Source organism: Streptomyces sp. SP18BB07, from assembly GCF_036322545.1.
GTDB classification, from domain to species: domain Bacteria; phylum Actinomycetota; class Actinomycetes; order Streptomycetales; family Streptomycetaceae; genus Streptomyces; species Streptomyces deccanensis.
Genome location: NZ_JAQYWT010000370.1, coordinates 281,504 through 303,876, shown reverse-complemented (window position 1 = coordinate 303,876; position 22,373 = coordinate 281,504). Strand labels below are relative to the sequence as shown.

The 22,373-nt window shown below is 69.6% G+C and carries 18 protein-coding genes and 1 pseudogene; 12 read left to right on the top strand and 7 right to left on the bottom strand.

Annotation, left to right across the window (positions count from 1 at the left end; genetic code table 11):
• Positions 1–18 precede the first annotated feature (18 nt).
• Together PUR53_RS46755 and PUR53_RS46750 are read right to left on the bottom strand one after the other, a co-directional pair.
• Entirely contained in the window at positions 19–1,227 is a 1,209-nt protein-coding gene (locus tag PUR53_RS46755; RefSeq protein WP_329912511.1) for an alpha/beta hydrolase, read from the bottom strand.
• Between the two features lie 124 nt (positions 1,228–1,351).
• The gene (locus tag PUR53_RS46750) at positions 1,352–2,005 is read right to left on the bottom strand and encodes a TetR family transcriptional regulator (protein ID WP_329901561.1); all 654 of its coding nucleotides are present in this window, start codon (positions 2,003–2,005) and stop codon (positions 1,352–1,354) included.
• A gap of 100 nt (positions 2,006–2,105) precedes the next feature.
• Between PUR53_RS46750 and PUR53_RS46745 the strand changes: the two are divergent.
• Both PUR53_RS46745 and PUR53_RS46740 read left to right on the top strand, forming a co-directional pair.
• Positions 2,106–3,744: pseudogene (locus tag PUR53_RS46745) on the top strand (MFS transporter); the annotation flags it as partial.
• Positions 3,745–4,017: 273 nt separating this feature from the next.
• Positions 4,018–4,323: a small hydrophobic protein gene (locus PUR53_RS46740; protein ID WP_329901559.1), complete on the top strand. Its 306-nt coding sequence runs from the start codon at positions 4,018–4,020 to the stop codon at positions 4,321–4,323.
• A 201-nt stretch (positions 4,324–4,524) separates the two neighbouring features.
• On the opposite strand, the gene PUR53_RS46735 is transcribed toward PUR53_RS46740, so the two are convergent.
• Complete coding sequence (locus PUR53_RS46735) at positions 4,525–5,286, bottom strand: potassium channel family protein (RefSeq protein WP_329901558.1); 762 nt, start codon at positions 5,284–5,286, stop codon at positions 4,525–4,527.
• A gap of 71 nt (positions 5,287–5,357) precedes the next feature.
• Complete coding sequence (gene aceE, locus PUR53_RS46730) at positions 5,358–8,105, bottom strand: pyruvate dehydrogenase (acetyl-transferring), homodimeric type (protein ID WP_329901557.1); 2,748 nt, start codon at positions 8,103–8,105, stop codon at positions 5,358–5,360.
• A 422-nt stretch (positions 8,106–8,527) separates the two neighbouring features.
• Between aceE and PUR53_RS46725 the strand changes: the two genes are divergently transcribed.
• From PUR53_RS46725 to PUR53_RS46700, 6 genes are all read left to right on the top strand, one after another.
• Complete coding sequence (locus tag PUR53_RS46725) at positions 8,528–8,968, top strand: DUF3052 domain-containing protein (RefSeq protein ID WP_033527287.1); 441 nt, start codon at positions 8,528–8,530, stop codon at positions 8,966–8,968.
• 167 nt (positions 8,969–9,135) lie between these two features.
• A complete protein-coding gene (locus PUR53_RS46720) occupies positions 9,136–9,594 on the top strand; it encodes a peroxiredoxin (RefSeq protein ID WP_329912510.1) in 459 nt (152 codons plus the stop codon).
• 114 nt (positions 9,595–9,708) lie between these two features.
• Positions 9,709–10,284, top strand: a complete 576-nt coding sequence (locus tag PUR53_RS46715; protein ID WP_005478762.1) for a calcium homeostasis/redox stress adaptation protein — start codon at positions 9,709–9,711, stop codon at positions 10,282–10,284.
• A 169-nt stretch (positions 10,285–10,453) separates the two neighbouring features.
• Complete coding sequence (locus PUR53_RS46710) at positions 10,454–11,029, top strand: TerD family protein (RefSeq protein ID WP_184894669.1); 576 nt, start codon at positions 10,454–10,456, stop codon at positions 11,027–11,029.
• Positions 11,030–11,154: 125 nt separating this feature from the next.
• Entirely contained in the window at positions 11,155–12,297 is a 1,143-nt protein-coding gene (locus tag PUR53_RS46705) for a DUF475 domain-containing protein (protein ID WP_329901555.1), read from the top strand.
• Positions 12,298–12,406: 109 nt separating this feature from the next.
• Positions 12,407–13,144: a TerD family protein gene (locus tag PUR53_RS46700; protein ID WP_329901554.1), complete on the top strand. Its 738-nt coding sequence runs from the start codon at positions 12,407–12,409 to the stop codon at positions 13,142–13,144.
• A 39-nt stretch (positions 13,145–13,183) separates the two neighbouring features.
• Here the strand turns inward: PUR53_RS46700 and PUR53_RS46695 are convergent, their stop codons facing one another.
• On the bottom strand, positions 13,184–14,029 hold the full coding sequence (locus PUR53_RS46695; RefSeq protein ID WP_329901553.1) for a TerD family protein: 846 nt from the start codon (positions 14,027–14,029) through the stop codon (positions 13,184–13,186).
• A 190-nt stretch (positions 14,030–14,219) separates the two neighbouring features.
• Here PUR53_RS46695 and PUR53_RS46690 point away from each other — a divergent pair, with 190 nt between their 5' ends.
• The 3 genes from PUR53_RS46690 (at position 14,220) to PUR53_RS46680 (ending at position 18,771) form a co-directional block, all read left to right on the top strand.
• Positions 14,220–15,386 (top strand): HpcH/HpaI aldolase/citrate lyase family protein, encoded by a 1,167-nt coding sequence (locus PUR53_RS46690; protein ID WP_329912509.1) that lies wholly within the window; start codon positions 14,220–14,222, stop codon positions 15,384–15,386.
• A 65-nt stretch (positions 15,387–15,451) separates the two neighbouring features.
• Positions 15,452–17,953 carry a phosphoribosyltransferase gene (locus PUR53_RS46685; protein WP_329912508.1) on the top strand — a complete coding sequence of 834 codons (2,502 nt, stop codon included), beginning with the start codon at positions 15,452–15,454 and terminating at the stop codon, positions 17,951–17,953.
• Positions 17,953–18,771, top strand: a complete 819-nt coding sequence (locus PUR53_RS46680) for an HAD family hydrolase (RefSeq protein ID WP_329901550.1) — start codon at positions 17,953–17,955, stop codon at positions 18,769–18,771. Before PUR53_RS46685 ends, PUR53_RS46680 begins: the two co-directional genes overlap by 1 nt.
• A 21-nt stretch (positions 18,772–18,792) precedes the next feature.
• Here the strand turns inward: PUR53_RS46680 and PUR53_RS46675 are convergent, their stop codons facing one another.
• Positions 18,793–19,497 (bottom strand): DedA family protein, encoded by a 705-nt coding sequence (locus PUR53_RS46675; RefSeq protein WP_443080455.1) that lies wholly within the window; start codon positions 19,495–19,497, stop codon positions 18,793–18,795.
• 97 nt (positions 19,498–19,594) lie between these two features.
• Entirely contained in the window at positions 19,595–19,816 is a 222-nt protein-coding gene (locus PUR53_RS46670; protein WP_329901548.1) for an FmdB family zinc ribbon protein, read from the bottom strand.
• A 424-nt stretch (positions 19,817–20,240) separates the two neighbouring features.
• Between PUR53_RS46670 and PUR53_RS46665 the strand changes: the two genes are divergently transcribed.
• Positions 20,241–22,367: a transglycosylase domain-containing protein gene (locus tag PUR53_RS46665; protein ID WP_443080454.1), complete on the top strand. Its 2,127-nt coding sequence runs from the start codon at positions 20,241–20,243 to the stop codon at positions 22,365–22,367.
• Positions 22,368–22,373: the final 6 nt, after the last annotated feature.

Sequence of the window (22,373 nt, the reverse complement as noted above, 5' to 3'; positions counted from 1 at the left end):
TACCCTCCTCTACGCGCGTCAGGCCGCAGCGCTGTCGGACAGACCCGTCCGGCACGCGTCGTCGTCCCGCGCGCACCGCACCGACTGGTACGCGCCGATGCCGATCTCGGCGAAGTTGTGGAGGCTCTCGGTGCCCGGCTCGAAATAGCCGCTGTGCCCCTGGGCGTCGGCCGCCGACAGGATGCGCGCCCCGAACTCCGAGGAGACCGGGTCGGCGCCGTGACCGAGCCCGCCGACCTCCAGGTAGGGCACGTCCTGGACCCAGTCGTCGGCGTCCCGCATGGCCCACACCCGGGCCGCCGTCCGCAGCTGGCCGACCGTCTCGGCGCGCATACCGGGGCTGCCCGCGACCGCGATGTCGGTGACCCGCGACGGCAGCGAGCGCGCGGCGACCCCGCACACCACGGAGCCGTAGCTGTGGCAGACCAGCGCGACCGTGGAGGCGCCGGGCAGGCTCCGCACCAGCGCGTTCAGCCGGATCGCGCCCTGTCCGGCGCGCAGCGCGGTCGCCGAGTCCAGGCCGAGGCCGTCGGGCGCGGTGTAGTCGGCCCAGGCGATGACGGCCGTACGCGTCCCGCGGCTCGCCGCGCGCTCAGCGTCGTAGAGCGATTCGGCCATGCCGACGGGGGCGGAGTACCGGCGGTTGGTGCGCTGGAAGTTGAGCACGTTGGTGTCGACGCCGGGGACGACGACCGACACCCGCTCGGCCTTGTCGAGGTCGCCGAAGACCTCGGCGACGCGGCCGTTGCCCTCGGGGTCGAAGGCGAGGATGTGCCGCTTCTTCGCGGCCAGCATCTCGAAGCGGTGCATCCGGCGGCCGGCCTCGTACCGGCCGGTCTCGGAGAGCCGCTTGTCGTGCATGCGTTCTCGTTCGTGCCGGCTCTGCTGCTTCAGCGCGACGCGGTTGGCCCGGTAACGCAGCTCGACGGGCGCGCCGTTCATGTTGCCGACGGCGAGCGGGTAGCGCAGGGCGAGCCGGGTGCGCTGCGGCGCGGTGAGCGAGGCGAAGAAGTCCGCCAGGCGGTGCGGGGGCGATTCGGCGTCCGGCAGTTCACGGCCGTCGAGGTGTCCGCTCTGCCACGCGGAGAGCGACGCCTGGAGCGGCGACTTCTCTCGGTGGCTGCGGATCGCGGTCCAGCCGGTGGTCGCCAGCATCACGAAAACCACGGCCAGCGCCAGTAGTGCGCGCCAGACGTTCAGTTGCGGGGAGGAGTCGAAGGAAGTCACTGAAAGGACACACTAAGAGAACGGAAGGGTCTCGCGTTAACCAAGTGAGGCGGATCACGTTTCGATCACGCCTGTTCCGCACGGTGCGCAGAGAAGGTCCCGATGATGCCCTTGCTGACAGGTTTCAGTCAGTGCGCCACTTTTCGGCCAACGAGGGGCGCAGGGCGTCCAGGTGCGCGGCGGTCAGCTCCCGCATCGCCTCCATGCTGAGGTCACCGCCCTGCGCCCACAGCCGTTCGGTCACGCGCATGACGCCGGCGAACACGGCCACCGCCACGCGCGGCCGGGGGTCGGTCTCCACGTCGAGCCCCTCGCGCTCCGCGATGATCCGCTCGATCTGCCGCCCCACCTCGTCCGCCCGGCGCAGATGCGCGGCCAGCAGCGCGGGCGTCGACTCGACCATCCCGTACGCCCGCAGATGCAGGTCGAGCGGAACGACCTGGTCGACGGCCTCGCCGAAGGCGTCCCAGCCCTCCAGGACGGCGTTGCGCATGGCCTCCAGCGGGGCCTCGTGCGCCGGCCGGGCGCGCACCGCCGCCAGGAAGTGCTCGTGGGTCAGGCTCATGACCGCGAGCGCGGCCTCCTCCTTGCCCGCGAAGTAGCGGAAGAAGGTGCGCTGCGACACGTCGACGGCCTCGGCGATGTCGTCGACCGTGGTCGCGTCGTAGCCCCGGGTCGTGAACAGCTCCAGGGCCGCCCGCAGCAGCGCGTCATGGGTGCGCTGCTTCTTCCGCTCGCGCAGCCCGGGCCGCTCCCGCGCCGTCGACGCCGTCTCCATGAACCCTCGTTTCCACCCGCCCCTGCGGCGAGTGACGTGACAGTTACCGACTTGTGAATTGGTTTGTCAACTGTCAGTGGCTGTCATTAGCCTCGCACGCATGACTAGTCAGACCACTGTCGACAAGACGGGACCGGGGGACAAGGCGCCAGGCGTCCCGTCGGACCCGACGACGAACCAGGGCCGGGGCCTGCGCGGCCATCCCTGGTTCACCCTCCTCACCGTGGCCGTCGGCGTCATGATGGTCGCCCTCGACGGCACCATCGTGGCGATCGCCAACCCGGCCATCGCCAAGGATCTGGGTGCCACCTGGGCCGATGTCCAGTGGATCACCAACGCGTACTTCCTCGCCCTCGCCGTCACCCTCATCACCGCGGGCAAGCTGGGCGACCGCTTCGGCCACCGCCAGACCTTCCTCATAGGCGTGGTCGGCTTCGCCGCCGCCTCCGGCGCCATCGGTCTGTCCGACTCGGTCGCCTTCGTGGTGACCTTCCGCGTCTTCCAGGGCCTCTTCGGCGCGCTGCTGATGCCGGCCGCGCTCGGCCTGCTGCGGGCCACGTTCCCCGCTGAGAAGCTGAACATGGCGATCGGCATCTGGGGCATGGTCATCGGCGCCTCCACCGCGGGCGGCCCGATCCTCGGCGGCTTCCTGGTGGAGAACGTCAGCTGGCAGTCGGTGTTCTGGATCAACGTCCCGGTCGGTGTCCTCGCCGTGGCCCTGGGCGCCTGGATCCTGCTGGACCACCGTGCCGAGAACGCCCCGCGCTCCTTCGACGTCCTCGGTATCGTCCTGCTGTCCGGAGCCATGTTCTGCCTGGTGTGGGCGCTCATCAAGGCCCCGGAGTGGGGCTGGGGCGACGCCCAGACCTGGACCTTCCTGGTCGTCTCCGTCGTCGGCTTCGCCCTCTTCGCCCTCTGGGAGACGAAGGTGAAGGAGCCGCTCATCCCGCTGGCCCTCTTCCGTTCCGTACCGCTGTCGGCGGGTGTCGTGCTGATGGTCCTGATGGCCATTGCCTTCATGGGCGGCCTGTTCTTCGTGACGTTCTACCTCCAGAACGTGCACGGCATGAGCCCCATCGACGCGGGCCTGCACCTGCTCCCGCTCACCGGCATGATGATCGTCGGCTCGCCGCTGGCCGGCGCGCTGATCACCAAGGCCGGACCGCGCATCCCGCTGGCCGGCGGCATGGCCCTCACCGCGATCGCGATGTACGGCATGTCGACGCTCCAGACCGACACCGGCAGCGCCGTGATGTCCCTCTGGTTCGCCCTCCTCGGCCTGGGCCTCGCCCCGGTGATGGTCGGCGCCACCGAGGTCATCGTCGGCAACGCGCCCCTGGAGCTGTCCGGTGTCGCCGGCGGTCTCCAGCAGGCCGCGATGCAGATCGGCGGCAGCCTCGGCACGGCCGTGCTGGGCGCCGTGATGACGTCCAAGGTGGACAGCGACTTCGCGGGCAACTGGAAGGACGCGGGGCTCCCGCCGCTCGACGAGGCGCAGCTCGCCCAGGCCAAGCAGGCCGTGCAGCAGGGTGCCGCGCCGGTCGCCGAGGGTACCCCGGCCGAGATCGCCGCGAAGATCACCACGGTCGCGCACGACACGTTCATCTCCGGCATGAGCCTCGCGTCCCTCGTCGCCGCCGGGGTGGCCGCGGTCGCCGTTGTCGTGGCGTTCCTGACCAAGCGCGGCGCGAACGCCGAGGCGGGTGCCGGAGCGGCGCACATCTAACAGCTCCACCGCTGCTTCACGCGCGGGTTTCCGCCCGCGTTCGCCTATCAGGGTGACAAGTCTGAAGATCGCTTCCACCCGGCGCGCGCCGCAGGTCACAGTGGGTCAAGTCCTCCGCACGGCATGGTCGTTCGACCGCGGAGGAACCCGGGGGTCTGCGGCGCGCTGCCGGAGGGGGGCAGCGCGCGCAGACGGCTCCGCCAACCGTCCCTGGTTTCAACCACTTCGCTGGGGTACTCGCCACGTCGTACTCGAACTGACCGCGAGGTTCAGGGAGTTGTTGACAATGGCGGGTTTCGGACACAGTTCGCGCAGGCACCCTCGCTCACGTGGCCGGACGTGGTCACGGAGCGGGCCGGATCGCGCGACGCTGGGGATCATCGGAGTCATCTGCGCGGTCGCCGGATTCTTCGTCCTGGGCATCGTCCTGGGACCCGTGGCGGTCCTCTGCGGCTGGCTGGCCATGAACCGCACGTGGTCCGGTGCCCGCCCCGTCCCTGCGCTCATCGCGGTCGTTCTGGGTGCGATCGACACGATCCTGGCGATCATCTGGCTGTCCGGCACGGCCGGCCCGGGAATCGGCGTCTTCTGACCCGAGCCGCGCCATAGGGGTACGCCCCCGTCGCGGCCTGCGGCTCCGGTGGGGCTTCCCGCGCAGTTCCCTGCGCCCCTGAAAAGCCGGGGCTGCGCCCCGCGCTTTTCAGGCCCGCAGGGCCTGGTCTTTCAGGGGCGCGGGGAACTGCGCGAGAAGCCCCACCCACCCGCACCCGACAACGCACCCCACGGTCCCCACTCACCGGCGCTGCTCACGCACCCCCTCCACGGACACGGACTTCAACGACGCCACCTCCGCCCGCAGCAGCCGAACCTCCTCGGCCAGCTCCGCTATCGCGGCCGTCTGCCGCCGCTCCTCCGCGTCGTCCTTGTCGAACCGCGCTATGAACCACGCCGCGATGTTCGCCGTCACCACACCGAGCAGCGCGATCCCGGACAGCATCAGCCCCACCGCCAGCACCCGCCCCAGCCCGGTCGTCGGCGCGTGGTCCCCGTACCCCACGGTCGTCATCGTCGTGAACGACCACCACACGGCGTCGTCCAGCGTGTTGATGTTGCCCCCGGGCGCGTCGCGCTCCACGGACAGCACCGCGAGCGACCCGAACATCAGCAGCCCGACGACCGCCCCGCCGACGTACGTCGTGAGCCTTATCTGCGACGCCATCCGCGCCCGCTGCCCGACCAGCAGCAACGTCGCCACCAGCCGCAGCAGCCGCAGCGGCTGGACGATCGGCAGCACCACGGCCGCCAGGTCCAGCCATCGCGTCCGGACGAACTCCCACCGCCGCTCGGCGAGAAGGAGCCGGACGACGTAGTCGAGCGCGAACGCGCCCCACACCCCCCACTCGGCGACCTCGCACCACCACTTCACGTCCGCGCTCGCGTCCGGCCGCACGATCGGCACGGCGTACGCGACGGCGAACACCAGGGCCAGGCCGAACAACGGCCGCTGAGTCCGCTGTTCCCACCGGATCTGCGCCGAGACCGCTCGTTGCTTCATGGCCGCATAGTAGAAAACGTGAAGGGGTGGTGAACCCACCGGTTCACCACCCCTTGACCTGAAAACCGATGCTATGCATCGCCTCCCGCGGCCCCGGGGTCCGCCGCCGTCACGTCGAGCAGCTGGTACCGGTCGATGGCCTGCTTCAGCACCGAACGGTCGACCTTGCCCTCACGCGCCAGCTCGGTCAGCACCGCGACCACGATCGACTGCGCGTCGATGTGGAAGAACCGCCGCGCCGCACCCCGGGTGTCCGCGAAGCCGAAGCCGTCCGCGCCCAGCGACTGGTACGTGCCCGGCACCCAGCGCGAGATCTGGTCCGGCACCGACCGCATCCAGTCGGAGACGGCCACGAACGGCCCCTCGGCGCCGCTCAGCTTCTTCGTCACGTACGGGACCTGCTGCTCCTCCTCGGGGTGCAGCAGGTTGTGCCGCTCCACCTCGACCGCCTCGCGGCGCAGCTCGTTCCAGGAGGTCGCCGACCAGACGTCCGCCTTGACGTTCCAGTCGGCGGCGAGGATCTCCTGCGCCTCGACCGCCCACGGCACCGCCACACCGGAGGCGATGATCTGCGCGGGGATCGAGCCCGCCTCGCCGGCCCGGTAGCGGTGGATGCCCTTGAGGATGCCCTCGACGTCCACGTCCGCCGGCTCGGCCGGGTGCTGGATGGGCTCGTTGTAGACGGTGAGGTAGTAGAAGACGTCCTCGCCCGGCTTGCCGTCCGGCGTCTCGCCGTACATCCGGCGCAGACCGTCCTTCACGATGTGCGCGATCTCGTACCCGAACGCCGGGTCGTAGGCGACGCAGCCGGGGTTGGTGGACGCCAGCAGCTGCGAGTGGCCGTCCGCGTGCTGCAGACCCTCACCGGTCAGCGTCGTACGGCCGGCGGTCGCACCCAGGACGAAACCGCGCGCCAGCTGGTCGGACATCTGCCAGAACTGGTCACCGGTGCGCTGGAAACCGAACATCGAGTAGAAGACGTAGACCGGGATGAGCGGCTCGCCGTGCGTGGCGTAGGCCGAACCGGCGGCGATCAGCGACGCCGTGCAGCCCGCCTCCGAGATGCCGTCATGCAGCATCTGACCCGTCGGCGACTCCTTGTACGCGAGCAGCAGATCGCGGTCGACCGCCTCGTACTGCTGGCCCAGCGGGTTGTAGATCTTCGCGCTCGGGAAGAACGAGTCCATGCCGAAGGTGCGGTACTCGTCGGGCGCGATCAGCACGAACCGCTTGCCGATCTCCTTGTCCCGCATGAGGTCCTTCAGCAGTCGCACGAACGCCATGGTCGTGGCGATCGACTGCTGACCGGAACCCTTCTTCACACTCGCGTACGTCTTGTCCTCGGGCAGCGGCAGAGGCTTCGCACGCACGACACGCGTCGGGACGTACCCGCCGAGCCCCTTGCGGCGGTCGTGCATGTACTGGATCTCCTCGGAGTCCCGCCCGGGGTGGTAATACGGCGGGGCCCCGCTCTCCAGCTCCTTGTCGGAGATCGGCAGGTGCAGCCGGTCGCGGAAGCCCTTGAGGTCGGCGACCGTCAGCTTCTTCATCTGGTGCGTGGCGTTGCGGCCCTCGAAGTTCGGGCCGAGGGTCCAGCCCTTGACCGTCTTCGCCAGGATGACCGTCGGCTGGCCCTTGTGCTCGTACGCCGCCTTGTACGCCGCGTAGATCTTGCGGTGGTCGTGACCGCCGCGGCCCAGGTGCAGGATCTGGTCGTCGGTCATGTTCTCGACCATCGCGCGCAGCCGGTGGTCGTCACCGAAGAAGTGGTCGCGGATGTACGCCCCGGTCTCCGTGGCGTACGTCTGGTACTGGCCGTCCGGCGTGGTGTTCATCCGGTTGACCAGCACACCGTCGCGGTCCTGCGCGAGCAGCGGGTCCCAGGAGCGGTCCCAGACCAGCTTGATCACGTTCCAGCCGGCGCCCCGGAAGACCGACTCCAGCTCCTGGATGACCTTGCCGTTGCCGCGCACCGGGCCGTCGAGGCGCTGGAGGTTGCAGTTCACCACGAAGGTGAGGTTGTCGAGGTGCTCACGGGCGGCGATCGTGAGCTGGCCGAGCGACTCCGGCTCGTCCATCTCGCCGTCGCCGAGGAACGCCCAGACGTGCGACTTGGAGGTGTCCGCGATCCCGCGCGCCTCCATGTACCGGTTCATCCGCGCCTGGAAGATCGCGCCCAGCGGGCCGAGCCCCATGGACACGGTCGGGAACTCCCAGAAGTCCGGCATCAGACGCGGGTGCGGGTAGCTGGACAGCCCGTACGGCGCCTTGGACTTCTCCTGGCGGAACGCGTCCAGCTGCCGCTCGTCGAGCCGGTCGAGCATGAACGCGCGGGCGTAGATACCGGGCGAGGCGTGGCCCTGGAAGAAGATCTGGTCGCCGCCGTCGCCCTCGTCCTTGCCGCGGAAGAAGTGGTTGAAGCCCACGTCGTAGAGGGAGGCGGAGGACGCGAAGGTCGCGATGTGACCACCGACGCCGATCCCGGGCCGCTGCGCGCGCGAGACCATCACGGCGGCGTTCCAGCGGGTCGCGTTGAGGATCTTCCGCTCGATCTCCTCGTTGCCGGGGAAGAACGGCTCGGCCTTGGTCGGGATGGTGTTCACGTAGTCCGTGCTGCGCATCTCGGGCACGGCCACGCGCTTCTCGCGGGCCCGCTCGATGAGCCGGAGCATCAGGTAGCGCGCGCGCTCACGCCCGCGCTCGTCCACGGCGGCGTCGAGCGAGTCGAGCCACTCCTGGGTCTCCTCGGGATCGAAGTCAGGGACCTGACTCGGAAGGCCGCCAATGATGATCGGATTGCGATCGGATCCGGAAGCCACGCTGTTCCTTAGCTGTCAGAGGGCCGCTCTTCAGGGTTTCTGCAGGGTGTTGAGGGGGTTCTCTAGGTGCCTGCACCGCCCCCCATCGTGTACCTCGGGGACGCAAACGTCATCTCTACCGAGAGGTAACCAGGACGGTTACTCGCTCGACAAAGGTAGTAAAGGTATTCGATGCTCGTACCCCCGGATGGTTGCCGAATGCGCAAAACGGGCAGAACGGTGTGGCGTGCGTCACGTGAGGCTGTGAATCCGCGTAGAGAGTTGCGGTGACACGGCCCGGATCGTCACCGTTTCGGCGGTCTCGAAGGCTGGGTACTTGCGCGATCCGCCCCGCCCGTGTGGACTACGGCCAATGCTTCGCGCACGCGCGTGGCTGATTCCCCAGGGGGCGACCCCACCCGAACATGATCAGGAGGCAACCCGTGAGCGCGACCGCGGACCACGCGGAGGAGCGGACGAACCCTGCCGCAAGGCTGGGGTTCCAGCCCGAGCAGGTGGTCCAGGAGATCGGCTACGACGACGATGTCGACCAGGAGCTCCGCGAGTCCATCGAGGAAGTCGTAGGCAGTGAGCTCGTCGACGAGGACTACGACGACGTGGCCGATGCCGTCGTGCTGTGGTTCCGAGACGACGACGGCGACCTGACGGATGTGCTGGTGGACGCCACCACGTACATCGAGGAAGGTGGCTCGATCCTGCTGCTGACGCCCAAGACCGGGCGCGACGGCTATGTGGAGCCCAGCGACATTTCGGAGGCCGCGACGACTGCGGGGTTGTCCGCGTCGAAGAGTGTCAGCGTGGGCAAGGACTGGAGTGGCAGTCGGCTCGTGACGCCGAAGGCGGCGAAGTCCGGCAAGAGGTGACGCTCGCCTGAGAACTCGGTGGGTTCTGCGCCAGGGCGGCCGCGCGTACGTCGTGGCTTGTCGCGCAGTTCCCCGCGCCCCTCGAAGGTGCCCCTGCGGGGCCCTTCGAGGGGCGTCGTTTTAGGCTGGGTCACCCGAACAGTCCATGAAGGGACCCAGGAAGAATCATGGCGATCCAGGTCGGTGACAAGGCGCCCGACTTCGAGCTCAAGGACAACCACGGCGCCACGGTGCGGCTCTCGGACTTCCGGGGCGAGAAGAACGTGGTGGTGCTCTTCTACCCGTTCGCGTTCACCGGGGTCTGCACGGGCGAGCTGTGCGAGCTGCGGGACAAGCTGCCGAAGTTCGTCAACGACGACGTGCAGCTGCTGGCCGTGTCGAACGACTCGATCCACACGCTGCGGGTCTTCGCCGAGCAGGAGGGTCTGGAGTACCCGCTGCTGTCGGACTTCTGGCCGCACGGCGAGGTCTCTCGGGCGTACGGCGTGTTCGACACGGACAAGGGCTGTGCGGTGCGCGGCACGTTCATCGTCGACAAGGAGGGCATCGTCCGCTGGACGGTCGTCAACGCCCTGCCCGACGCCCGCGACCTGAACGAGTACCTCACGGCCCTCGACACCCTGTGATTCTTCGGTTCCACACCCTGCGGGGAACGGGAACCCGTCACTAGGATCGACACGTTGATCCGACACCAACGCAACGCAGGGGCTCCCCGCCCCTGAAACCAAACGGAGGACCTCGTGGGAGTCAGCCTCAGCAAGGGCGGCAACGTATCGCTGACCAAGGAGGCGCCGGGCCTGACCGCGGTCATCATCGGGCTGGGGTGGGACATCCGCACCACGACCGGCACCGACTTCGACCTGGACGCCAGTGCCCTGCTGCTGGACGCGTCGGGCAAGGTCAGCAGTGACGCCAACTTCATCTTCTTCAACAACCTGAAGAGCCCCGACGGCTCGGTCGAGCACACCGGCGACAACCTCACCGGTGAGGGCGAGGGCGACGACGAGCAGATCAAGGTCAACCTCGCGACCGTCCCGGCCGAGATCGAGAAGATCGTCTTCCCGGTCTCGATCTACGACGCCGAGAACCGTCAGCAGTCCTTCGGCCAGGTCCGCAACGCCTTCATCCGCGTGGTGAACCAGGCGGGCGAGGCGGAGATCGCCCGCTACGACCTCTCCGAGGACGCCTCCACCGAGACCGCCATGGTCTTCGGTGAGCTCTACCGGCACGGCGCCGAGTGGAAGTTCCGCGCCATCGGCCAGGGCTACGCCTCGGGTCTGCGCGGTATCGCCCAGGACTTCGGTGTGAACGTCTGAGTCACGGGGGAAGACCCCCGTGCGCCACAGACTCACCACGTCCGGCGCCGCGGTCGACACCGACCGCGGCGCCGGACGCGCTCGTACGACGAGGGCCCGGCGGCCCGCGCGTACGGAACAACTGAACAGTTGAGCCACTGAAGCTCGAAAATCGGGGAGGACCAGCACCATGGGCGTCACACTCGCCAAGGGAGGCAATGTCTCCCTCTCCAAGGCCGCGCCGAATCTCACTCAAGTCCTGGTCGGGCTCGGCTGGGACGTCCGGACCACCACCGGAGCCCCTTTCGACCTCGACGCCAGCGCGCTGCTGTGCCAGGGCGGCCGGGTGCTGGGGGACGAGTGGTTCGTCTTCTACAACAACCTCAAGAGCCCGGACGGCTCGGTCGAGCACACCGGCGACAACCTCACCGGTGAGGGCGATGGCGACGACGAGTCGCTGATCATCGACCTCTCCCGGGTGCCGGCCGCCGTCGACAAGATCGTCTTTCCGGTCTCCATCCATGACGCCGAGAACCGCGGTCAGGCCTTCGGGCAGGTCAGCAACGCCTTCATCCGTGTGGTCAACCAGGCCGACGGCCAGGAACTCGCCCGCTACGACCTCTCCGAGGACGCCTCCACCGAGACCGCGATGATCTTCGGCGAGGTCTACCGCTACGGCGGCGAGTGGAAGTTCCGCGCGGTGGGACAGGGGTACGCGTCCGGCCTGCGGGGCATCGCCCTCGACTTCGGGGTGAACGTCTCGTAGCGCTATAAGCGCAAAAGCCGGGGCCGTGTGGGGTGCGAGAGGTACCCGACTAGACTTCGGGTTCAAAGTTTCGCAAAGCCGCGCGCGGCGCAGGGGAACCCCGTACACACACGATTGGGTAGCCAGTGGTTCTGAAAACCTTCGGCTGGTCGTTCGCGGTCACCGCGCTCGGCTTGGTCGCAGCGGTTCTCTACGACGGATGGACGGCCCTCGGGCTCGTCGCGATCCTCTGCGTTCTGGAGATCTCGCTGTCGTTCGACAACGCGGTGGTCAACGCCGGGATCGTGAAGAAGATGAATGCCTTCTGGCAGAAGATCTTCCTCACCGTCGGCATCCTGATCGCCGTCTTCGGTATGCGGCTGATCTTCCCCGTCGTCATCGTCGCCATCAGCGCCAAGCTCGGGCCGATCGAGGCCGTCGACCTGGCGCTGACCGACAAGGACCAGTACCAGCAGTACGTGACCGACGCGCACCCGTCGATCGCGGCCTTCGGCGGTATGTTCCTGCTGATGATCTTCCTGGACTTCATCTTCGAGGACCGGGACATCAAGTGGCTGGGCTGGCTGGAGCGCCCGCTGTCCAAGCTCGGCAAGGTCGACATGCTGTCGGCCTGCATCGCGATGATCGTCCTGCTGATCACCTCGATGACCTTCGCGACCCACGCCCACCAGCACGGCGGCACCCATGCCGACAAGGCGCAGACGGTCCTGATCTCCGGCCTGGCGGGCCTCATCACCTACCTGATCGTCGGTGGTCTCTCCGGCTACTTCGAGGACAAGCTGGAGGAGGACGAGGAGCGCGAGCACGAGGAGGAGGAAGAGGCGGCCCGCACCGGCAAGCCCCGTTCGGCCGTCGCCCTCGCCGGCAAGGCCGCGTTCTTCATGTTCCTCTACCTGGAGGTCCTGGACGCGTCCTTCTCCTTCGACGGTGTCATCGGCGCCTTCGCCATCACCAACGACATCGTCCTGATGGCGCTCGGCCTCGGTGTCGGCGCGATGTACGTCCGGTCGCTGACCGTGTACCTGGTCCGCCAGGGCACCCTCGACGACTACGTCTACCTGGAGCACGGCGCGCACTACGCGATCGGCGCGCTCGCCGCGATCCTGCTGGTCACCATCCAGTACGAGATCAACGAGTTCATCACCGGCTCCGTCGGTGTCATCCTGATCGCCTGGTCCTTCTGGTCCTCCGTCCGCCGCAACAAGGCGCTGGCGGCCGCGGAGGGAAAAGCTGACGCCGACAAGGCGGAGGTCTCCTCCGGGGTGTGACCACCTGCGGGGTGAGGGCAGGCTCTGAGCGGGGCGGCCGACGAGGATGCGTCCTCGTCGGCCGCCCCGCTGGTGGTTGACGCGACGACACGGCAGGTGTGGGGCGGGCATGAGTTTTCTGGACAACCTGTGGCGCGGGCGGGCCTCGGAGTTCGACGCGGGCAACGCGGCCACCAACGCGATCGAGCTGACCAAGCGGCACCAGAAGGTGTCCCTCTCCAAGCAGAACGCGGCGGCCGGACATCTGCGCGTCAACCTGTCCTGGCGGATGCGCACCTCCGACATCGGCGGGCCCAAGCGGCAGAGCGTGCTGCGGCACCCCTTCAAGGCGCTCAGGCCGGAGGAGGTGCAGGCGCACAGCCAGAGCATGGTGAACGTCGACCTCGACCTCGGCTGCCTCTACGAGCTGGCCGACGGCACCAAGGGGGTCGTCCAGCCGCTGGGCGGCTTCCTCGGCGACATCAACGAGGCGCCGTACATGCGGCTGAGCGGGGACGACCGGTTCGGCTCCGGGTCCGGCGAGACGATGTACATCAACCTGGACCACCGGGACCAGTTCAAGCGGATGCTGGTCTTCGTCTACATCTACGACCAGACGCCGGCCTTCGACCGGACGCACGCGATCGTGACGCTGTACCCGAGCAACGGGCCCCGGATCGAGATAGGCCTGGACGAGCGGCATCCGCAGGCCCGGTCGTGTGCCGTGGTGATGATCGAGAACGTCAAGGGCGAGATCACCGTGCGCCGGGAGGTGAAGTTCGTCTACGGCTTCCAGGCCGAGCTCGATCGGTTGTACGGGTGGGGGTTGCAGTGGGGCCGGGGCTACAAGACCAAGACCGAGCGCTGACGCGGGTCCTGGCACCCCCGCGCCCGGACGGGCCGCCGCTCAGCGGCCGATGAACTGCGGGCCCTGCGGGGGCAGACGGAAGTTCGGGTCCAGGGCCGCCGCCGTGGGCTGCGGGTAGCCGTACGCCGGGCCGTTGCTGGTGGCGGGGGTCGGCTGCGGCTGCGGGTAGCCGTAGGCCGGCTGCTGGGGCGGGGCCGCCGGGGGGTAGCCGTACCCGGGCTGCGCCGGGACACCCGTCGGGGGCTGCTCGGGGGGCAGGGGGGCCGAGACCTCCGGGGCCGGGGTCTGGGTCGTGGCGGCCTCGTCCGCCGCCGCGGCAGCCGCCTCCGACTCGTCCACCGAGATGCCGAAGTCCATGGCGAGGCCCTGGAGGCCGTTGGTGTAGCCCTCGCCCAGCGCGCGGAACTTCCAGCCGCCGCCCCGGCGGTAGAGCTCGCCGCAGATCAGAGCGGTCTCGTCGCCGGTCTCCGGCTTGATGTCGAAATACGCCAGCGGTTCGGCGTCGGCGACCGTGGCGTCGTACAGCAGGATGCGCAGGGACCGTACGCGGCCGAAGGAGACGGGTTCCCCGGAGACGTCGTCGGCGGAGGCCACGAGGAGAATCTGGCCGACGGCGGACTCGACACCGCTCAGATCCGTCTGGATGGTGTCGGTGAGGCCGTCGGCCACACGCTTTTTGCCGAGCCGCCAGACCTTGCCCGACGGGTGGCGTGGCTGGTTGTAGAAGACGAAGTCCTCGTCGGACCGTACGCGTCCGTCGGGGCCGAGGAGCAGCGCCGAGGCGTCGACGTCCGGGGCGTCCTGCCCCGGCGCCCAGCGCAGCACGGCGCGGACCGCCGTGGCTTCGATCGGGACGTTCGACCCCTTCAGCATCGCGTGCGTCATGCGGTCATCCTGCCTTCTCGGTCCTGATCACGACAACGCGGGGGCGGCGAACCGTCGGTGAAATCGTTCAGCGCCCGACATGGCCGGGTTACCAGAACTTCACGCTCGCCGGGAACTGATGTCACACATTTGTACGTACTATTACCGGCCACGATCGTGACCGGAAGCCGAGCAGCCACGGGGGAACCACATGCGTCATTTCGGGCACATCGCCCCTGAGGAGCGGCGGCGTCTCTTCTACCGGGAGCCGGGTGTCTTCGACGCCGACTCCCCGGCCCGGGTGCTCGCCGTCGCGCTCGGTGCCACGCTCTACAGCCCGGCGACCCGGGAGCGGCTCGCCGACGACATCGTCAAGCAGGCCGGACGCGGTGTGGTCTCCATGGTGCTGTGCCTGGAGGACTCCATCGACGACGCGGAGGTCGTGGGCGCCGAGGAGAACCTCGTCCGGCAGTTCACGGACCTCGCCGGCCGGCCGGACGTCGAGCTTCCGCTGCTCTTCATCCGGGTCCGCTTCCCCGAGCAGATACCCGACCTGGTCAGCAGGTTCGGCCCTGCCGTACGGCTGCTGTCCGGTTTCGTGTTCCCCAAGTTCACCGAGGAACGGGGCGTGGCCTTCCTGGAGGCGCTCACCGCCGCCGAGTCCGCGAGCGGGCGGCGGCTGTTCGGGATGCCCGTCCTCGAATCGCCCGAGCTGATGTACAGGGAGACGCGCGTAGAGGCGCTCCAGGGCATCGCCCACACCGTCGACAAGTACCGCGACCGGGTCCTCGCGCTGCGCCTCGGCGTCACCGACTTCTGCTCCTCCTACGCGCTGCGCCGGGCGCCCGACATGACCGCGTACGACGTCCAGATCATCGCCTCCGTGATCGCGGACGTGGTGAACGTGCTGGGGCGCGCCGACGGCACCGGGTTCACGGTGACCGGGCCGGTATGGGAGTACTTCCGGGTCCAGGAGCGCATGTTCAAGCCACAGCTGCGCTCCAGCCCCTTCCTGGCGAACCGGGCCGTGGAGCTGCGCGAGTCGCTGATCGAGCACGCGCTGGACGGTCTGCTGCGCGAGATCTCCCTCGACCACGCCAACGGTCTGCTCGGCAAGACCTGCATCCATCCCTCGCACGTCCTGCCGGTGCACGCGCTGTCCGTGGTCAGCCGCGAGGAGTTCGGCGACGCCCAGGACATCGTGCGGCCCGACCGGCACGGGGGCGGGGTCCTGCGCTCGGCCTCCCGCAACAAGATGAACGAGGTCAAGCCGCACCGCGCCTGGGCGGAAAGGGTTCTGCAGCGCGCCGAGGTGTTCGGTGTCGCCAACGAGGACATCGGGTTCGTGGACCTGTTGGCCGCCGGCCTGCCCGACTGACCAGCCGTCCCTTGCCGCGGGCCTGCCCGACTGACCATCCACTCGCCGTACCGACAAAGGAATCGATGATCAACACAGCGAACGACACGAGCGGGGCGCCCGGCGCGGTCTGGTCCGGGGCCTGGGTCCGTGAGCGGCTCGGGGTGGAACTGGTCGGGGACGAGGAGCTGACCGAGCTGCTCGGGCTCGCGTTGCGGCGCAACCCCAAGCGGGCGCATCTGCTGGTGTCGAACGTCCTCGGCAAGCATGTGCCGCAGTCCCCGGCCGTCGTGTACGGGCACGGGTTCGCGCTGGGCCGCCGGGTGCGGGAGCTGCTGGGGGAGGACGGGGCGCGGGCCGCGGTCGTCCTCGGGTACGCCGAGACGGCCACCGGGCTCGGGCACTCGGTCGCGGACGGCGTGGGCGAGGCGCCCTACCTGCACTCCACCCGGCGTCCCGTCGAGGGCGTCGCCCAGGCCGGGGGCTTCGAGGAGTCCCACTCCCACGCGACCTCGCACCTGCTGCTGCCGGAGGATCCCGCGCTGCTCGCGGGGCCGGGGCCGCTGGTGCTCGTCGACGACGAGTTCTCCACCGGGAACACCGTCCTCAACACCATCCGCGCGCTGCACGAGCGGTATCCGCGCGAGCGGTACGTCGTCGTGGCGCTGGTCGACATGCGCTCGACCGCCGACCAGGGGCGGCTGGCCGCGTTCGCCCGGGAGATCGGGGCGCGGGTCGACCTGGTGGCCGCCGCGAAGGGGACCGTGCGGCTGCCGGAGGGGGTCCTGGAGAAGGGCCAGGCACTCGTGGCGGAACACGAGGCGGCCGCGGGTGTGGGCACGGGTGCGGATCCGGCCCGGGCTTCGGTGGCCGGGGTCACGCGGGTCGAGCTGGGGTGGCCCGCCGGAGTGCCCGACGGGGGGCGGCACGGCTTCACCCCCGCGCATCGCGCCCGGCTGGAGCGCGCGCTGCCCGCCATGGCGGCCCGCCTCGCCGAGGCCCTGCCGGCGGGGGCCCGTCGGGTGCTCGTGCTCGGCTTCGAGGAGCTGATGTACGCCCCGCTGGCGCTCGCGCGGGAGCTGGAGAAGGCGGTGGCGGCGGACGGGCTGGAGATACGGTTCTCCACCACGACCCGGTCGCCCGTCCTCGCCGTCGACGACCCCGGTTACGCGATACGCAGCCGTATCGTCTTCCCCTCCCACGACGACCCGGCGGACGGCCCGGGGGAGCGCTACGCCTACAACGTGGCCGGCGCCGGCTTCGACGCCGTGATCGCGGTCGTGGACTCGGTCGCGGACACGGTGGAACTGCACGCCGAGGACGGTCTGCCGGCCGCCCTCGCCGCCCACACCCCCGCCGTGCTGCTCGCCGTCGTGCCGTCGTACGTCCCGGCGCCACCGCCCCCGCCGCACCACCCTGAAAGGTCATCCATGCTTCCCGAGCCCCTTCGCGGCCCCGACTTCTCCTCCTACGCGGCCGACGAGGTGGGGTGGCTGCTCCAGGACCTGTCGGACGTGACGCTGGAGGCGCCCACCGAGGAGCGGGAGGAGGCCATCCAGAGCGGGGGCGCGCACTACGCGGAGTCCCTGCCGGTCGAGTACCAGCCGAGCGAGCAGTACCAGGCCCTCTTCCACAGCGCCCTCGACGCGTCCGCCGAGCGGATCGCCGTCGCCGTGGGCGCGGTGACCGAGACCGTGCTGGCCGAGCGGTCGGCGCGACCCGTCCTCGTGTCGCTGGCCCGGGCCGGTACCCCCGTGGGCGTGCTGATGCGACGGTGGGCACGGCACCGGCACGGGATCGACGTACCGCACTACGCCGTGTCGATCGTGCGGGGCCGCGGCATCGACGCCAACGCGCTGCGCTGGCTCGCCGCCCACCACGACCCCGCCGACGTCGTGTTCGTCGACGGCTGGACCGGCAAGGGCGCGATCACCCGTGAACTCGCCGCCGCGATCGAGGAGTTCGAGGCGTCCGACGGGATCACCGGCTTCGACCCGGAGATCGCCGTGCTCGCCGACCCGGGCTCGTGCGTGCGGACGTACGGCACGCGGGAGGACTTCCTGATTCCCTCCGCCTGCCTCAACTCCACCGTCTCCGGGCTGATCTCGCGGACCGTGCTGCGCGCGGACCTCATAGGACCCGACGACTTCCACGGGGCCAAGTTCTACCGGGAGTTGGCCGGCGTCGATGTGTCGGTGGCCTTCCTGGACGCCGTGTCCGAGCGGTTCGACGACGTCGCGGACGCGGTCGACTCCCGTACGAAGGAGCTGCTCGCCGCCGACCGCACCCCCACCTGGGAGGGCTGGGCGGCCGTCGAGCGGATCAGCGAGGAGCACGGGATCCACGACGTCAACCTGGTCAAGCCCGGTGTCGGCGAGACCACTCGGGTGCTGCTGCGCCGGGTACCGTGGAAGATCCTCGCGCGGGCCGGGGCGGGCGCGGACCTCGACCACGTACGTCTGCTCGCCGAACAGAGAGGGGTACCGGTGGAAGAGGTGGCCGAACTGCCGTACACATGCGTGGGGTTGATCCACCCGAAGTTCACGCGGGGCGCCACCGGCGCCGACGGCAAGGCGGTGGCGGTCTGATGCCGGGTCCTCGGGTTCTCGTCGCGAGCGATCTCGACCGTACGCTCATCTACTCGGCCGCCGCGCTCGCGCTGACCATGCCGGACGCGCGGGCGCCCCGGCTGCTCACCGTCGAGGTGCACGAGAGCAGGCCGCTGTCGTACATGACGGAGACGGCCGCGGGGCTGCTCGCCGAGCTGGGGGACGCGGCGGTGTTCGTGCCGACCACGACCCGGACGCGCAAGCAGTACCAGCGGATCAATCTGCCGGGCCCGCAGCCGGCGTACGCGATCTGCGCCAACGGCGGGCACCTGCTGGTGGACGGTGTCACGGACGTCGCCTGGCACGAGCGGGTGACGGCCCGGCTCGCCGAGGAGTGCGCGCCGCTCGCCGAGGTGCGGGAGCATCTGGAGGCCACGGCGGACCCCCTGTGGGTGCGCAAGCACCGGGTCGCGGAGGAGCTGTTCGTCTATCTCGTCGTCGAGCGCGAGCTGCTTCCCGAGGAGTGGGTGAAGGACCTCGCGGTGTGGGCCGAGAACCGGGGGTGGACCGTGTCCCTCCAGGGGCGCAAGATCTACGCCGTGCCGAAGCCGCTCACCAAGTCGGCGGCGATGCGGGAGGTCGCGCGGCGGACCGGGGTGGAGCTGACCCTGGCCGCGGGGGATTCGTTGCTCGACGCGGATCTGTTGCTGGCGGCGGATCGGGCCTGGCGGCCGGGGCATGGGGAGCTGGCGGAGGCGGGGTTCGTGGCGCCGGGGGTGAGTGCGCTGCCCGAGCGGGGGGTGTTGGCCGGGGAGCGGATTCTTCGGGAGTTCTTGCGGGCGTCGCGGGAGGGGTGACCCTCCGGGGGACTGTGCCGGTCAGGGGGCGGGGGTGCTGTGCGTTTCGGCCCGCGGGTGCTCTGTGGCTTGTCGCGCAGTTCCCCGCGTCCCTTGACCTTGGCTGCTGCGGTTCTTTTTCAGGAAGCGGACCAGTGTGAATGCCAGAACCGCTAGGGCTGCCGCCCCCAGCACGATCTTCGAGTACGTCGAGACGATCGTCGTGACCTCGGTCCAGTTGGCGCCCAGGAAGTAGCCGGCCAGGACGAAGGCCGTGTTCCAGAGGGCGCTGCCCAGGGTGGTGAGGAGGGTGAAGACGGGCAGGGGCATGCGTTCCACGCCGGCCGGGACCGAGATGAGGCTGCGGAAGACGGGGATCATGCGGCCGAAGAAGATCGCCTTGGTGCCGTGCTTGAGGAACCAGGCCTCCGTCTTCTCGATGTCCGAGACCTTGACCAGGGGCAGCTTCGCGGCGATGGCGACCGTGCGGTCGCGGCCGAGGAGGGCGCCGACGCCGTAGAGGGCGAGGGCGCCGACGACCGAGCCCGCGGTGGTCCACAGCAGGGCGGCGAAGAGGTTCATCTGGCCCGTGCTCGCGGCGAAGCCGGCGAGGGGGAGGATGACCTCGCTGGGGATCGGCGGAAAGAGGTTCTCCAGCGCTACGGCGATGCCCGCGCCCGGCGCCCCCAGCAGATCCATCAGACCGATGATCCACAGGGGCGCGCCGCTCATCGACTCCGCTTGCATGGCTGTCATGCGCGCACGCTAGACGAACGAAGCTGAAGGCAGCCTGAGGCGTCGGTGAACGGTCGGGCGTCGGGGTCCGTTGATCGAAGTGTGTTGATCAACCGCAGCAGCCGCCACCGCAGCACCCGCCACCGCCGCCGCCCGCCCTGGGCGCTGGGGCGGACGCGGCGGCCGTCCCTCCGACGGCTACCGTCGACAGAAGTTTGACCGTGTCGGAGTGGCCCCCGGGGCAGTCCGCGGGGGCGGAGGAATCGGCCATGGGGCGGCTCAGTTCGAAGGTGTCGCCGCAGGTCCGGCAGCGGTATTCGTAGCGAGGCATGGGGTCAGGCTAACCGGCGTCCGGGGAGCGGCAGGAGCGCCGCGTTTTGCCTGGTCGGTCACACTGGCCAAATTTTCACGCTACTGACAGAAGCAGTTGTGAAACTGACTGATAATTTGTGGTCGCTGTGTGGAGACCGGAAGGTCAGGGGAACAGGGGGCTCACTGTCGCGGGTGTGGCGGCAGTGACCATCCGCGCGGCGATGCCAAGTGGGGAGGGGGGACAGTAATGACCGCTGTCCTTTGTCGATCGGGAGCCACGTGTCCCGGTCGCATAGTCGCCGTGCGCGGGCGAAAGGTTGCCGCGCACCGCCGAATCGTTGCTGCGCATCGCTCGGGCCGTCCGTGCCGGGGAGCCCGCCGTGGGTAGCCGGGGGAAGGGGAAGGGGCAGGGGGAGGGGATGCCCGAGGAGTCCGACCTCACCATGCAGCTGAAGCTCCCGCCGGCCCGGGCGGACGAGACCATGCAGCTGCGGGTGCTGGAGCCGGGCACGTTCGACCTCCCGCAGGAGCAGCCGACATCAGGGAAGCGAGGCAGGCGCAAGGCGCCCAGGCCGTCCGTTCTGGCCAGGTTCACCGCCGTCGCCGGCGCGCGACTGGCCCCGTTCGCCCCCTTCGCCCGCCGTATGCGCCCGCAGTACCCCCGTCCGGGCCGTGCCGACTGGCGCCGCTGGGTGCCGTCCTGGCGGCAGTCGCTGGGGGCCGCGGGGCTCGCCGTGGGCATCAGCGGCATGTTCCTGTCCGTGGCCTACGCCGCCACGGACATCCCGGAGGACCTCAACACCTTCGCCACCCAGCAGGACAACGTGTACTTCTGGTCCGACGGCTCCCCCATGGCCCGTACCGGCTGGGTGCGACGCCAGGCGATGCCCCTGAAGGACGTTCCCGAGGACGTGCGCTGGGCGGTCCTCGCGGCGGAGAACGCGAGCTTCTACTCCGACCCCGGCATCTCCGTGAGCGGCATCACCCGGGCGCTGGTGCGCACCGTCGGCGAGGGGGACACCCAGGGCGGCTCGACCATCACCCAGCAGTACGTCAAGAACGTCTATCTGACCCAGGACCGCTCGCTCGGCCGCAAGTTCGACGAGGCACTGCTCGCCCTCAAGCTCGACAACCAGATGAGCAAGGACGAGATCCTGGAGGGCTACCTCAACACCAGCTGGTTCGGCCGCGGCACCTACGGCATCCAGCGGGCCTCCCAGGCGTACTACGGCAAGGACGTCAGCGAACTGAACGTCAGCGAGGCCGCCGTCCTCGCCTCCCTCCTCAAGGGGGCGGGCCTCTACGACCCCACCCTCAGCAAGGCCAACCGCGAGCGGGCGGTCGAGCGCTGGGAGTGGATCCTGGACCGGATGGTGGACATCGGGAAGCTGTCCAAGGCCGAGCGCGCCACGTACACGAAGTTCCCCGAGCCGATCGAACAGGCGAACCAGTACGACACCGGCAAGCAGAGCGACTACCTGGTGCAGCTGGCCTCCCAGTACGCGAAGAACGCGGCGAACCTCACCGACCAGGAGTTCGACCGGGGCGGCTACCAGATCTACACGACCTTCGACAAGGACCGGCAGGACGAGCTGACCGACGCCGTCACCGCGGCGCGGGGGGACGTGCGGAAGGACAACCCGAAGAAGGCGAGGACCGCGCACATCGGGGCCTCCTCCGTCGGCGCCGACGGGCGGATCCTCGCCGTCTACGGCGGCCCCGACCACCGCAGACAGGGCTTCAACGAGTCGAACGCGACCACCGTCCCGGCCGGCTCGGCCTTCCTGCCCTTCGTCTACGCGGCCGGGCTGGAACACGGTGTCGTCAAGGAACGGGACGGCGAGGCGACACCTGTCACCCCGCAGACGGTCTACGACGGCAACGACGCCGTGCCCGTGACCACCCCCGAGGGGCCCTACTGGGACCGGGACGGCGACCGGGTCTTCGCCCACAACGACGACAAGAAGTCCTGGGGCCCGATCACCCTGCACGACGCGCTCGCCCGATCGGTGAACACCCCGTTCATGCAGCTCGGCATGGACACCGGCCTGGCCAAGGTGCGCGGCACCGCCGAGGCGGCCGGACTGCTCCGCTCCAGCTTCGGCGCCCAGGTGCCGGCGCTCTCCGTGGGCAGCGCCACGCCCAGCGCGATCCGGATGGCCAGCGGCTACAGCACCTTCGCCGCCCTCGGCAAGCACACCGAGCCGTACTCCGTGCGGAAGGTGACCCACAACGGGTCCAAGGTCGCCCTGAACACCCCGAAGCCGCAGCGCGCGATGAGCGGAAAGGTGGCCGCCGAGGTCACCTCCGCGCTCACCGACGCCTACCGCAACGCCCACCCCACCTCGCCCGGCGCCGCCTCCTACGAGGTGGCCGCCAAGGGTGGGACCACCCAGGACGACAAGGCCGCCTGGTACGTCGGAACGGCCGACGACGTGTCGACCGCCGTCGTCGTCTACCGCATCGACCTGGCCAAGAGCCTGGAGCCGCTGCCGCTCGACGGGATCGCCGGAACACCCAATGCCGGGGTCCCCTACGACATCTGGTCCAGTGCGATGAGGATCGGCTGACCACCG